We start from the raw sequence: 14,112 nt of genomic DNA, 5'->3' as shown, positions 1-14,112 counted from the left end.
TCGCAGGATAATTCAATAAAATTATTCGTGCATTCGTGGCAAAAGAATTCTAATCTTTTAAAGTCTGAATTTATTATTATTTACCAAAAAAACTGAATTTGCGAAGAACAATTTCCCGTTCTCCCAGAATGCCCGGAATAAGGGATTATCTACCATATAAATAACACTTCCGCTTCCCATTCTTTCTTCCCCAAAAATCAGCGAATTTTCAAGATCTTTTACCGCTGAACTTCCTGCAAAACCTGCAACTATTTCCGGTTGTTGAATGTAGGAAACATTAAAGCCTTTATCCAGGAGTTTGTAGCTATCGCTACTTAATTTTAAACTCAAATACGTATCGCCGTAGCCAAAAACCATTGGGTGGGTATTGTCCAATTTGGTTTTTACAATGCTTCCCGTGATCATATTTTGTGCGCTTTCCCGCTCTCTTTGTGCATACGGAATTAAATTCCCTGTAGCCGTAGAATCTTTGGTTTCAGATTTGTTCTCTTTAAGATTAAAGCCATCTTTTCCTGCAAAAGTGCCTACAGCACGACCAATGGCAATAAGTTTACCGCCATTGCTAACCCAGTCTTTTACTTGTTTTAAAGTATCCTCATCTAAAATATCAGCGTAATTGCCTTCTGGCATTATCAGAACATCAAATTGAGCCAGGTCAATATTTTTAAAATAATTGGTGTTTATTGAAGTTAGAGGGTAGTTGAGGTCTTGCTCAAAAAAGTGCCATATTTCTCCGTAATTTAAAGAAAAAGTGCCTTCGCCTTTTAAAACCGCAACTTTTGGTGAATTAATTAGTTTTACTTCAGGTGAACCAAAATCGGGTCCGCTACCAGCGAAACTTGTGCTTGCCGCTACAAGTTCTCTTTGATGTTTATTTGCGACTTCAACTACAGTTTCATCAAAATCTTCGTTAGTTCTGTTGTCGCTTTTTGTGATGATCAAGCTACCACGATCAAAATCTTTTCCTTCGCTTTTAAACGGAATTTCACTAAAACGCACCTTAATATTTTCCTTTAGCAATCCAGCTAAAAATTGGGCATCCTGGATGGCATTCCATTTTGAAACATAACCGGCTCCCGAAGGATTTGCCGTATTGGAAATTTCAGCATTTGTAGAATTTGCTTCTGAAGAAACTTCGCGTGGGCTCGCTACTGCTTCCAAACCGTAAGCATAAGGCAAACTCCAGGCAGTAATATCATAGGTTAGAGAATCGCTTAGGGTAGTGGAAGGTTCAAAAAGTACGTTTACCATTTTACCTTTTGGTTGGTTTGTATTGATCACCAAAGTGTTTTCGTCAGCATTCAAATTTCCTCTTTTACCTTCGGAATAATTAAAGCCTTTTATTCTTCCAGTTGCTGCATTTTGATACTTAATTTCGTGCTTATCCAGCAATTCTTTTAGTAAAGCAATTTTATCGGGATTTCCCTTTACCGCGTAAGATTTGTATTCCAGATTTGCATTATCAAAATACTTTTTAAATTCAGAATTTAAAGCATTAATATTTTTAGTAGCAACTTCAATAGTTGAAAGTCCGGTGGTGTGATGATGCGCTACCCGATCTTTTAAAGTGAGTTCGTAACCTTCATCGGTATTAATTCCCAATCCGGCACGACCGTGACCCGCCTGTTCGTAGGTCATTCCAATGGCGCCCATATAAGTTGGGTAAGTGTCTCCATAACTTGGGTATAGCAAATCAAAACGTTCTTTGGTAAAAAACAACCAGCCTTCTTCATCAAAATATTCGGCGTGGTTTTTCCCTATTTCGGTTTGAAACTCCCTTTGGAAAGGGGTGATAATTTCGTGAAAAGGTTCTGCCGCGGGTGCAAAATAATAAGGTTCATTGATGCCCTGCTCGTGAAAATCTACGTGAATATGTGGCATCCACTGGTTATAGATTTTAAGTCGTTGCTGGGTTTCCACCTGCGTGGCCCAGGCCCAGTCGCGGTTAAGATCAAATAAATAATGATTTGGTCTTCCGCCCGGCCAGGGTTCGTGATGTTCCGCTGCTGCTTGCAATGGACTGTAGGGCTCTGCTTTTACCTGGTTGTACCAGTTTACGTACCTATCGCGCCCATCAGGATTTACATTGGGGTCTATAATTACCACGGTATTTTCCAGCCAATCCTGTTTTTCGGTGATCAGGGCATATAAAGTTTTCATCGCAGCTTCGGTACTGGAAGCTTCATTGCCGTGCACATTATAGCTTAACCAAAGAATGGCTTTATCGGCTTCTCCATCAGTTTCAGAAATTCCGGTGTTTCCAAGATGATTGTTTCTAATTTCTTCCAGGTTCTGCAAATTTTTTTCCGAAGAAATCACCGCATAGGTAAGTGGGCGCCTTTCGTTGGTTTTTCCGTAAGTATGATATTCAACCAGCGGAGAATTCTCAGCTACCTGTTCAAAATAATTCACTACATCGGCGTGACGGGAGAATTGCTCCCCAATCTCGTAGCCCAGGAATTCTTCCGGACTTTGTAATTGTGCATTGATTTGTAAACCTAAAAAGAGAAAGACGACAGCGAGTAAAGTTGATTTCATTTATTGATTTTAAATGTTGAATTTAAGCTTAATAAGTTCCTTGTTATTCAAAAAGTCATTTTATCGTCATCCTGAACTCGTTTCAGGATATAAAGTTGATAGTAATTCGATTTACTTTAGAAGCTGAAACAAGTTCAGCTTGAAGTTTGATTATAAACCACCGATAATCGAGTAAAAACAGTATCTAGCGCCAAATTAACTAAAAATTAGCGAATAAAATTCTTAACTTCGGTATCTTTACCATCCAAAAAATTGCTAATGCCAACCGAGTGTATTCCGTACAAAGAAACCAATTATTTTACCGAGCTTATTTTAGATTATCTCGCTGAAAAAGAGAAATTAAAAACTTTTTATAATCGCTTTCCGAACCTGGAAAATTTTAAAGCGCAAATAGAAGAAAAGTCTTCTTTTCCGATAAAAAATCGAGAAATCCTTGTAAAAGCTTTAAAGGAACAATATTCCGGGCTGGAGATTTCAGAGGCTACACAAAGAAATATCGATGCCCTGGAAAACCAAAAAACCTTTACGGTAGTGACCGGGCATCAGCTTAATTTGTTCACAGGACCGCTTTACTTTTTATATAAAATTGTTTCCACAATCAATCTTACCCGAAAATTAAAGGAAGAATATCCTGAAAATAATTTTGTGCCCATTTACTGGATGGCGACCGAAGATCACGATTTTGAGGAGATTAATTTCTTTAATTTAAACGGAAAAAAGTTTCAGTGGGCCAATGCACCTCAAAATGCCGAGAATGATGCCGTAGGAAATTTATCTACTGATGGTCTTAAAGATGTTTTTAAGCTTTTTTCAGCTGAAATTGGTGGAGGTAAAGATGCCGATTATTTAAAGGAATTATTCAAAAAAGCATACCTGCAGCACGATAATCTTGCCGAGGCAACTTTATATCTCGCCAATGAACTTTTTAAAGAAGAAGGTTTGGTGATAATAGATGCGCAGCAAAAATCTTTGAAAGAACTTTTTATTCCTTACGCCAAAAATGAACTTTTAGAACAAATCTCGCATAAAACCACCACGAAAACTGCTGAGAAACTAAATGATCTAGGCTATAATGTTCAGGTGAATCCGCGGGAGATTAATTTGTTCTATCTGCATAATGGTTTGCGGGAACGCATTATAGAACGCCAGGGTGAATATTTCGTACACGAAACAGAAATTAAATTTACCAAAGCTGAAATTTTGGAAGAATTACAGCATTTTCCCGAACGCTTTAGTCCAAATGTGATGCTTCGTCCTTTATATCAGGAAGTAATTTTACCCAATCTTTGTTATATAGGTGGTGGTGGAGAGATCGCGTACTGGTTAGAATTAAAAGAATATTTTGCAGCTGAAAATATTGTTTTTCCTGTTTTATTGCTTCGGAATTCGGCTATGATTCAGTCTGAAAAACTTGATGAGAAAAGACGAAAATTAAATATTTCGAATAAAGAATTGTTTCTGAAACAGCACGAACTCATCAACAGGAAAGTGCGGCAAATTTCAAATATAGATATCGATTTCTCCAAACAGAAAGAACATTTGGTGGAGCAATTTCAGCAAATGTATGAGCTGGCAGAAAAAACCGATAAATCTTTTCTTGGCGCGGTAAAAGCCCAGGAAGTAAAACAATTAAAAGGCCTTGATAATCTCGAAAAACGTCTTTTAAAAGCACAAAAACGAAAACTGGAAGATGAGGTAAGTAGAATTGCAGAGCTTCAAAATGAGCTCTTTCCTAATAATGGTTTACAGGAACGCCAAACCAATTTTTCGGAAATTTATGCAGAATACGGCCCCGAATTGATTTCAGTATTATTAAAAGAATTAGACCCGCTGCAGGCGGAATTTAAAATTTTGACTTTTGGAAAAGAATAAAATGCACACTATAGATATGAACCTGGTAGAAATGACGCTGGACGTTATGAAATATACCATAGACCGTATCTCTAACATTACTCCCGAAATGGGAGCCCCAAAAAAAGAAGAAGAATTATTTAGAATTGTTGGTGAAACCGTAACTCCGGAAGGGATTGGCGGAGAGAATGCTTTCCAGCTTTTTCGTGACGTTTTGGTGAAAGCTACGGTGCCAATAGATCATCCACGGCATTTGGCCTTTGTTCCCGCTGCACCAACCCGGGCGGCAATTATGTTCGATTTAGTGACTTCGGCTTCCAGCATTCACGGTGCTTACTGGATGGAAGGTGCCGGCGGAATTTTTTGTGAAAACCAGGCGATGAAATGGCTGGTTTCACTTACAGGATTACCCGAAGGTGCTTTTGGAGTTTTTACCAGCGGTGGTACGGCGGCAAATCTTTCGGCTATGGTGGCGGCAAGAGAAGCCTGGCGTGACCGCGATAGCCAGAACGTAGGGAAAAAAGCGTTGATGCTTACTTCTCACGGCGCGCATAGTTCTATACAGGCGATGGCAAAGGTGATTGATGCCGATGTGGTTATGATAGATTGTGAAGAAGAAAATCTTACTGGCCGTGAACTACAGAATGCAATTAATGAATTGGAAGAAAAAGACCGAAATCGTCTTTTTGCAGTAGTCGCTACGGGTGGTACCACAAACGCAGGTATTATAGATCAATTAGATACCATTGCCGATGTTTGTGAAAAAGAAAATGTGTGGTTTCACGTAGATTGCGCATACGGTGGCGGCGCTTTAGCCGCTCCTTCGGTTAGGCATCTATTTAATGGAGTGGAGCGAGCCGACAGTATTACGATTGATCCGCATAAATGGTTGTTTTCTCCTTACGATTGTGGAGCGGTTATATATAAAGACCTGGAATTGGCGAAAAATGCTCATTCTCAGAAAGGTGCTTACCTGGAAATTTTTAAAGATGAAGGAGCCCAGGGTTTCAATCCGGCCGATTATCAAATTCAGTTAACAAGAAGGGTTAGAGGAATGCCGCTTTGGTTTTCTTTAGCGATGCATGGTACTAATAAATACCGACAGGCCATCGAAACAGGAATTGAACTTGCTAAAAAAGCAGCTAAAAAAATTGAAGAGCGTGATAACCTGGAGTTGGTAAGACCGCCGAGTTTATCGGTAGTTTTATTCCGAAGAAAAGGATGGAGCCCTGAAGAATATAAAGACTGGACGTATAAAAATCATCGGGAAGGTCTGGCGTTAGTAACTCCAACTACCTGGAAAAAAGAAACCGTAGTTCGTTTTTGTTTTATTAATCCTGATACTACTGAGGGAGATATTGATATGATTTTGGATACTATGGATTAGAAATAGTTCTATAACCGTCAAGCTGAACTTGTTTCAGCTTCTAATATGTGTTATTATTCGATAAAATATTAGATCTCCGAATAAATTTCGGAGCAGGCTCTGAAATGAATTCAGGATGACAATTGTTTTAAAATCTTACTTTAATCAATCTCATAATCTAACCGCATTGTAATAGATGCGGTTTTCTTTTTATCTGCGGTATTGTAGGTGCCGCTCCAGCTGTAATCTTCTCCACTGTTTTGACCGGTGATCTGGAAAACGCCCATATTGGCATTTTTTAGTTCACCTAAACTTCCACCGCTATTTTCTGCAATTTTCTCCGCTCTTAATCGGGCATCTTCAGTCGCCTTTGAAATCATTTCAATTTTTAAATCGGCTATTTTAGTGTAATAATATCTTGGAGGTGTAGAGTTAAATTGAACTCCTTTATTTAATAATTCTGTAATCTCGCGCGCAACTCCTTCCACCAATTCTACATCATTAGATTCAATTTTTACATTTTGGGTAAGTTGATAACCCTGGAAGATGCTACCTACATAATTTCCATTCTGGTATTGATTTTCCCGCTGCTCTGAAGTTTGCACCGAGTTGAACACGATATTTTCTTCGTTTATCCCCTTATCTATAAGATAAGTTCTAACCGTTTCTTTATCCCGGTTTAATTCATTGTAAGCTTGTTCCAGGTTTGCGCTCATTCGGCTAAAACTGCCTTCCCATACAATTAGATCTGAAGTAAAATTTTCACTTCCTGAGCCGGTTACCGAGATTACGCCGTCCGGATTTGCACGACTTACATAGGATTCACCCAGGAACCAAGCGGCAAGCACAATGGCAATGGCAAAAATTATAGCACTTATGTATTTCATTTTTTAAATAAAAATTTGTTCAGAATAAAGATAGAAAATAAACCCAATGGTTATTTTATTTTTGGCTCAAATTCTTACTTTTGCCTATGCAAAAAAACGTACTCATTTTAGACTTCGGCTCGCAGTACACGCAACTGATTGCAAGGCGTGTGAGAGAACTCAATATTTACTGCGAAATTGTTCCATTCAACAAAATTCCAGACGATATTTCAAGCTTTAAAGCGGTAATCCTTTCGGGGAGTCCGTTTTCTGTACGGGGAGAAGATGCTCCGCATCCAGATCTCTCTAAGATTCGTGGAAAATTACCAATCCTGGCAGTATGTTATGGAGCGCAGTATTTTGCTCATTTCCACGGCGGAAAAGTAGAAGCTTCAGAAACCAGGGAATATGGTAGAGCAAATCTTTCGGTAATAAGAGATGGCGAAACCTTGTTTGACGGGATTATGGAAAACTCCCAGGTTTGGATGAGCCATAGTGATACCATAAAAGAATTGCCGGCGAACAGCGTGAGAATTGCCAGTACTACAGATGTTTTGAATGCAGCTTACCGAATTGAAGGCGAACAAACTTTTGGAATACAATTCCATCCCGAAGTTTATCATTCTACCGATGGGAAACAATTGCTGGAAAACTTTTTAGTGAAAATTGCCGATGTAGCGCAAACCTGGACTCCGGGTAAATTCGTTGATCTAACGGTTTCAGAATTAAAAGAAAAAATAGGAGACGATAAAGTAGTCTTAGGTTTAAGCGGTGGCGTAGATTCTAGTGTTGCTGCGGTTTTATTGCATAAAGCCATCGGGAAAAACCTGTATTGCATCTTTGTAAATAACGGTTTGCTTCGTAAAGGAGAATTTGAAAGCGTTTTAGACCAGTATAAAGATATGGGGCTAAATGTGAAGGGAGTTGATGCTTCGGCACGATTTCTGGATGCCCTTGCAGGAGTAAGTGATCCCGAAGAAAAACGAAAAGCTATTGGAAATGCGTTTATTGAAGTTTTTGATGATGAAGCGCACCAAATTAAAGATGTTACTTACTTAGCTCAGGGAACTATTTATCCAGATGTTATTGAATCGGTTTCGGTAAATGGCGGTCCTTCAGCAACCATAAAGTCACATCATAATGTTGGGGGATTACCAGATTTTATGAAGCTAAAGGTGGTAGAGCCTTTAAAAATGCTTTTTAAAGATGAAGTACGGAGAGTAGGTGCCGAAATGGGAATTAATAAGGAATTACTGGGAAGACACCCGTTTCCGGGACCGGGACTTGCTATTAGGATTCTGGGAGATATTACTGCTGAAAAAGTTCGTATTTTGCAGGAAGTTGATCATATTTTTATCCAGGGATTAAGAGATTGGATGTTGTATGATAAAGTATGGCAGGCCGGCGCTATATTGCTACCGGTAAGCTCTGTAGGAGTTATGGGAGATGAGCGTACTTATGAGAAAGTAGTAGCTTTAAGGGCCGTAGAATCTACCGATGGAATGACGGCAGACTGGGTGAATTTACCTTACGAATTTCTGCAAAAAACCTCGAATACTATAATAAATCGGGTTAAAGGCGTTAATAGAGTAGTGTATGATATAAGCTCAAAACCACCGGCTACTATAGAATGGGAATAAAATTTGAGCTTAATTAAACTCTCTTTGAGAGATTAAACCAATAAATATGAAGTACCTTTTAATAGTTTGTTTTTTATTTCAGCTGTCTACTCTTTCGGCATCCGCCCAGGAATTTAAATACCATACGGTAGAAGCCGGGGAAACCGTTTACAGCATCGCTAAAGCCTACAATATTTCAGAAGAAGCGATCTATAAATACAATCCCGATGCTAAAGGCAATCTAGAGGTATCTTCAAAATTAGTGATCCCATTAAGTCAGCAGGAGAAAGAAGTTTCAGCTGAAACTGAAGATATTCAGTTTATTACCCATACGGTAAAGCGAAAAGAAACTTTATATAGACTTTCAAAGGATTATAATGTTGAAATTGATGAGATTAAAAGGTTTAATAAACACCTTTATTCTGAAGAATTGCAGCGTGGTGAAGAGATTTTAATTCCGCAGCGAAAAAAAGGCACTACAAATACTGAAATAGCTTCTTCAAAAGATTTAGATATTCCGGCTGCCAATAAGCCACAAATTTCTGAAACCCGTGAGCACGTTGTTTTACCTAAAGAAACCAAATATGGGATTGCCCGTAAATATGGCCTTACGGTAAAAGAACTTGAGGAATTAAATCCAAAAGTAGATGTATTACAACCCGGTGTAATGATTCGTGTGGGTACCGATGTTTTAAACGAACCGGTAATTCTAACCGATGAGGTTTTTGAATTTTACGAGGTTAAACCTAAAGAAACTTTATTCGGCCTTTCAAGAAAGTTTGATGTTCCGCAGGATTCGCTAATTTCTTTGAACCCGGCTTTAGAAGATGGTTTGAAAATAGGAATGGTTTTAAAAGTTCCTAATACCGGTGCAGGAGAAGGAAATCTTGAGGAAGGCGAAACCGAAGAATTAGCCAGTGATACCGAAGGTACAGATGCAGGTGAAAGGTTAGATTTAACTAATAAGCTAAGCAATTTTGACACAAAACAATTGGTAGTCTTTTTGCCCTATAATTTGAATCAAATAGACCAGGATTCTATTGCTAATTATAAAGACGCGATTTTAGAAGATCGGGTTTTGCGTATTTCCCTGGATTTTTATAGTGGTGTACTTATGGCGGTGGAAGAGGCGAAAAGCCTTGGAATTTCTACCCAACTTAAAACTTTTGATACTCGTAGAAGTGTGCAGGAGGTTACTAATATTATTAATAGCAATAATTTTAGTAATGTAGATGCTGTAATTGGACCATTGTTACAAAATACCATAGAGGCTACGGCTTCTAAATTAACGCAGTATAATGTTCCGGTAATAAGTCCGTTGTCCAACCGCGAGATGAGATCTTACCCAAATCTTTTTCAGTCCCGTCCAACCGACGAAATTCTGAAAAATGCGATGTTCGATTACCTGCAGAAAAATTCGGGTGGCAAAAATATAGTTATTATTGCCGATGGAGCTAAAAACCAGGTAAAGAATGAACTGACTCAAGTTTTACCAAATTCAAGAGTAATTCTTCCTTCAGCGAATTATTTAAGTGCAGAAAAAATTCAGGCTCAACTTTCAGAGACCCAGGAAAACTGGGTAATTCTTGAGTCTTCTAATGTTGGTTTGTTGAGTAGTGCAACTTCAGCATTAAACCGTTTGGCAAGAAATCACCAAATTAAATTATTTACTACAGAGAAGAATAGTGGTTACGAAGATGATAATGTAGATAATGAGCATTTAGGCCGACTTAACTTCCATTATCCTTCGGTAGACAAAGAATTTGACACTACATCTTCGGAAGAATTTATAGAAGCTTATAAAGAGGAATTTGATATGATTCCAAATCAATATGTAATTAGAGGTTACGATCTTACTATGGATGTGTTGTTGAGATTAGCTTCTGCTGAAGATCTTTACGATTCTTTTGAAAAGTATACCGGTTTTACCGAATACCATGAGAATAAATTTCATTATACTTCAAAGCGCAATGGCGGTTTCTTTAATGATGCCGTTTATATTATGAGTTTAGATGAGGAACTTAATTTAAAAGTTGTCAATGACCAGCAAAGTAATTTATACCGGGAGTTTAAGGACTGAAGCCGAACACCTTAAAAGTGGTGCTAAAATTATTACCGATGCCCCAACCGATAATCACGGTAAAGGCGAGGCGTTTTCTCCTACAGACACTGTGGCCACCGCTTTAGCGAGTTGTATGCTTACCGTTATGGGAATTAAAGCCGAAGATCTAAAACTCAATTTAAAAGGCACTATGGCTGAAGTTACTAAAACCATGGAGGCAAATCCCAGGAGAATCTCTAAAGTGGAAATTGTAATAACTTTTCCCGAAAAATATTCGGAAAAATCTAAGAAAATCCTGGAACATACTGCAAAAACCTGCCCGGTTCTACAAAGTCTCCATCCAGATATGGAAAAGCTTATTAGCTTTAATTATTTATGAAAGGCTACTGTTTCCTTCTAATTTTGATTTTTACCCTTTCGGTTTTTGCGCAGGAAAATGATAAAATAAGCTGGAATGCAGAAGAATCTTTAAGCTGGAACGATTTTAAAGCAAGTCCTAAAAAGCATCTTCCATATAAAGCGAATACCAATTCGGGCCTATCCTTCTCCTGGAATGCTACCGAAAATAGCAGCGGAATAGAACTTAATTATGAAGTTGGCAGTAATTTTTATCCGAATAGATCCTGGGTGAAAGAAATTGAAGAGGTAGATTATCTGCTCGCACACGAGCAATTACATTTTGATATTACCGAGTTGCACGCCAGGAAACTTAGAAAAGCGCTGGAAAATTACGAGCCCGGCCCAAAGATGAAAAAAGAATTAAACGATATTTATTTTGAAATAGAACAGCAGCGCCGGCAATTGCAAAATCGGTTTGATAAAGAAACCAACCACAGTATTAATAAGGAAGCCGAGTTTAAATGGCGTGTGTTTATAAAGCAGGAATTAGAAAAATTAAGTGAATTTTCCAGCTAAAATGTTGAAACTTCTTTCTTCGCAGTTTCAAATTCTTCCATCATTTTTTTTACAATTTCTACGGCAGGTTTTATCTCGTGAATTAATCCTGAGATTTGGCCAATTTCCAGCTCTCCTTCTTCTAAATCGCCTTCAAACATTCCTTTTTTTGCCCTGGCGCGACCTAAAAGTTCAATAAGTTGTTCTTTTGAAGGATTTTCAGCATATAATTTCTGAACATCCTCAAAGAATTTATTTTTCAGTAATCTTACGGGGGCAAGTTCTTTAAGGGTCAGTTTAGTATCACCTTCCTGGGCTTTCACCACCATTTCTTTAAAATTCTGGTGTGAAGAAGCTTCAGGAGTGGCAACAAATCGGCTACCTACCTGTACCGCGTCGGCACCTAAAACCATTGCTGCCAACATTCCCCGCCCGGTGGCAATTCCGCCTGCGGCAATTAAGGGAATATCAATTTTTTCTTTCACCATTGGGATTAAAGTAAAAGTGGTAGTTTCATCTCTACCATTATGTCCTCCGGCTTCAAAACCTTCAGCCACTACAGCATCTACGCCGGCTTCCTGAGACTTTAGTGCGAATTTCACTCCGCTAACTACGTGTACCACTTTAATTCCGTGTTCCTGTAAATGTTTGGTCCAGGTTTTAGGATTTCCAGCAGAAGTAAAAACAATTTCCACTTTTTCCTGGATAATAATTTCCATAATCTTATCAATATCCGGATAGAGTAGGGGTACGTTTACCGCAAAAGGCTTATTAGTAGCATTTTTACATTTTTCAATATGTTCTTTAAGGATTTCAGGATACATAGAACCTGCGCCAATAATCCCTAATCCGCCGGCATTACTAACGGCGCTGGCAAGTTTCCAGCCGCTAGCCCAAACCATACCGGCCTGGATAATTGGATATTTTATATTAAAAAGCTGTGTGATTTTATTGTTGGGCATTGCTTAAATTTTCCTCGAATTTAAGAAATAACCCCCGAACCTAATAATTCTTCGCTCTCATACCAGGCTACAAATTGACCTTCGGTAATTGAGGCTTGAGGTTCATCAAAAATCACATACATTCCAGCCTCGGTTTGATGCAATGTTGCATCTTGTAAGGGTTGGCGATAACGAATCCTGGCTTTTACTTTTAAAGTATCATCAGTACTTATAGCAAGGTCTTTTCTAACCCAATGCACTTCGTCTTTATTGATAAAAAGTCCTTTTCTATAAATTCCCGGGTGGTTTTTTCCCTGCCCGGTATAAATTACATTATCTACCACGTCGGTATCGATAACAAACAGCGGCTCTGGCGTGCCACCAACAGCAAGACCTTTTCGCTGTCCTTTGGTGAAATAATGAGCACCCTGGTGTTTTCCTACAACCTTTCCGTCTTCAGCAGCGTATTCATACTTTTTAGTAAGAAAATCGAGTTCTTCCTTTTTGTTGCTGAATTCTGGTGTTTCATAAGAATATAAGTCTTTTTCGGCTTCAATTTCTATGATCTTTCCCTCTTTAGGTTGTAATTTTTGCTGAAGAAAATCTGGTAATCTTACTTTTCCTATAAAACATAATCCTTGCGAATCCTTTTTATCGGCAGTAACCAGGTTTTGTTCTGAAGCAATTTTTCTTACTTCAGATTTTTGTAATTCGCCTATGGGAAATAAGGTTTTTGAAAGCTGCTCTTGCGTTAGCTGACAAAGAAAATAAGACTGGTCTTTATTATTGTCTTTTCCGGAAAGTAATTGATAAATGGTTTCCCCGTTTTTCTGAATTTCTCCTTTTCGGCAATAGTGACCGGTAGCTACATATTCGGCCCCTAATGAAAGCGCGATTTTCATAAAAACATCAAACTTGATCTCACGGTTACAAAGAACATCGGGATTTGGCGTACGGCCACGTTCGTATTCGTTAAACATATAATCAACGATACGCTCTTTATACTGCTCGCTAAGATCTACAGTTTGGAAAGGTATACCAAGTTTATCGGCTACCATCATGGCGTCATTACTGTCATCCAGCCAGGGGCATTCGTCAGAAATAGTTACCGAATCGTCGTGCCAGTTTTTCATAAAAAGCCCAATTACCTCGTAACCCTGCTGTTGCAAAAGATACGCTGAAACACTGGAATCCACTCCGCCCGATAAACCTACGACTACTTTCTTTTTCATAAACCTATAATTGAAATCCTTTCCGCATAAAGTCGGAAAAGGGAGTGCAAAATTACGAAATTTTAGGAGAAAGGTGGAGGAGAAGGGAATAGGGATAAAATAAAAAAGCTATCCAAAATTTTAATTCTGGATAGCTTTTTTAGAAAATATAGTTTTTAGTTATCTTTCAAAAACAATACTGGTGTCTGGAGAACCTATAGGGGTAAAAATAAATGTGTCACCCTCAAAAGTCGCAGTACCGTTTACCTGACCAAGACCTTCAAAAGGAATAGTAAAGGTATATATTTCATTGCTTTTACTCCAGGTACTTTCTGTTGTGTCTTCTATTTCACATTCCCCTTCTACAACGGTGTGGAATTCTGAATAGGTTGAAAAATCTGAGTTAAATGTGATATTTGAGTTCTGGTTGCATTCGCTTAAATCAAGGCCTTCAATTGGCGAATTATTAATTTCGACTGCATACCACAAACCCAGAATTTGATCTTCTCCATTAGCATCATCATCTTCACTGCAGGATGTTAATAGGGCAATACTAAAAAGCATTAAAAAAAGTTTCTTCATAACGTAGGTTTTTATTTTTTGTAAATATACAATTTTAAGTAAGTAATAGGATTAAGCTTAACCAGGGATTAATTATTGTATAAAATTGCTAAAAAGTAATTACTATTTTGTTTAAATAAAATATCTATTGATTAAACATTTAACTATTGTCTCAAAATAATTAACAAACATTAAACAATTAA

Annotated in this window: 11 protein-coding genes; 6 read left to right on the top strand and 5 right to left on the bottom strand. The window is 38.1% G+C overall.

What is annotated here, in order from left to right; genetic code table 11:
- Nucleotides 1-57 precede the first annotated feature (57 nt).
- Entirely contained in the window at nucleotides 58-2,538 is a 2,481-nt protein-coding gene (locus AO058_RS15560; RefSeq protein ID WP_075327375.1) for a M14 family metallopeptidase, read from the bottom strand.
- Between the two features lie 258 nt (nucleotides 2,539-2,796).
- Between AO058_RS15560 and bshC the strand changes: the two genes are divergently transcribed.
- Nucleotides 2,797-4,410 carry a bacillithiol biosynthesis cysteine-adding enzyme BshC gene (gene bshC, locus AO058_RS15555; protein WP_075327374.1) on the top strand — a complete coding sequence of 538 codons (1,614 nt, stop codon included), beginning with the start codon at nucleotides 2,797-2,799 and terminating at the stop codon, nucleotides 4,408-4,410.
- A gap of 1 nt (nucleotide 4,411) precedes the next feature.
- Nucleotides 4,412-5,776: a pyridoxal phosphate-dependent decarboxylase family protein gene (locus AO058_RS15550; protein ID WP_075328001.1), complete on the top strand. Its 1,365-nt coding sequence runs from the start codon at nucleotides 4,412-4,414 to the stop codon at nucleotides 5,774-5,776.
- Between the two features lie 140 nt (nucleotides 5,777-5,916).
- Here the strand turns inward: AO058_RS15550 and AO058_RS15545 are convergent, their stop codons facing one another.
- Nucleotides 5,917-6,642 carry an SIMPL domain-containing protein gene (locus tag AO058_RS15545; protein ID WP_075327373.1) on the bottom strand — a complete coding sequence of 242 codons (726 nt, stop codon included), beginning with the start codon at nucleotides 6,640-6,642 and terminating at the stop codon, nucleotides 5,917-5,919.
- 86 nt (nucleotides 6,643-6,728) lie between these two features.
- Here AO058_RS15545 and guaA point away from each other — a divergent pair, with 86 nt between their 5' ends.
- From guaA to AO058_RS15525, 4 genes are read left to right on the top strand one after another with little or no spacing between them, the layout of a single operon-like run.
- Nucleotides 6,729-8,261 (top strand): glutamine-hydrolyzing GMP synthase, encoded by a 1,533-nt coding sequence (guaA, locus tag AO058_RS15540; protein ID WP_075327372.1) that lies wholly within the window; start codon nucleotides 6,729-6,731, stop codon nucleotides 8,259-8,261.
- Nucleotides 8,262-8,307: 46 nt separating this feature from the next.
- A complete protein-coding gene (locus AO058_RS15535; protein WP_075327371.1) occupies nucleotides 8,308-10,320 on the top strand; it encodes an amino acid ABC transporter substrate-binding protein in 2,013 nt (670 codons plus the stop codon).
- Nucleotides 10,280-10,681, top strand: a complete 402-nt coding sequence (locus tag AO058_RS15530) for an OsmC family protein (RefSeq protein ID WP_075327370.1) — start codon at nucleotides 10,280-10,282, stop codon at nucleotides 10,679-10,681. Before AO058_RS15535 ends, AO058_RS15530 begins: the two co-directional genes overlap by 41 nt.
- 23 nt (nucleotides 10,682-10,704) lie before the next feature.
- Nucleotides 10,705-11,217, top strand: a complete 513-nt coding sequence (locus tag AO058_RS15525; protein WP_232228847.1) for a DUF922 domain-containing protein — start codon at nucleotides 10,705-10,707, stop codon at nucleotides 11,215-11,217.
- On the opposite strand, the gene AO058_RS15520 is transcribed toward AO058_RS15525, so the two are convergent.
- From AO058_RS15520 to AO058_RS15510, 3 genes are all read right to left on the bottom strand, one after another.
- Nucleotides 11,214-12,158: an NAD(P)H-dependent flavin oxidoreductase gene (locus AO058_RS15520; protein WP_075327368.1), complete on the bottom strand. Its 945-nt coding sequence runs from the start codon at nucleotides 12,156-12,158 to the stop codon at nucleotides 11,214-11,216. The genes AO058_RS15525 and AO058_RS15520 overlap by 4 nt on opposite strands.
- A gap of 20 nt (nucleotides 12,159-12,178) precedes the next feature.
- A complete protein-coding gene (gene mnmA / locus AO058_RS15515; protein WP_075327367.1) occupies nucleotides 12,179-13,369 on the bottom strand; it encodes a tRNA 2-thiouridine(34) synthase MnmA in 1,191 nt (396 codons plus the stop codon).
- 159 nt (nucleotides 13,370-13,528) lie between these two features.
- Nucleotides 13,529-13,930 carry a lipocalin family protein gene (locus AO058_RS15510; RefSeq protein ID WP_075327366.1) on the bottom strand — a complete coding sequence of 134 codons (402 nt, stop codon included), beginning with the start codon at nucleotides 13,928-13,930 and terminating at the stop codon, nucleotides 13,529-13,531.
- Between the last annotated feature and the right edge of the window lie 182 nt (nucleotides 13,931-14,112).

Origin of the sequence: Salegentibacter sp. T436, assembly GCF_001932675.1 — a bacterium.
Lineage (GTDB): Bacteria > Bacteroidota > Bacteroidia > Flavobacteriales > Flavobacteriaceae > Salegentibacter > Salegentibacter agarivorans.
Note: the sequence above shows the minus strand (reverse complement) of the source record. Positions and strands in the feature narration are given on the sequence as shown.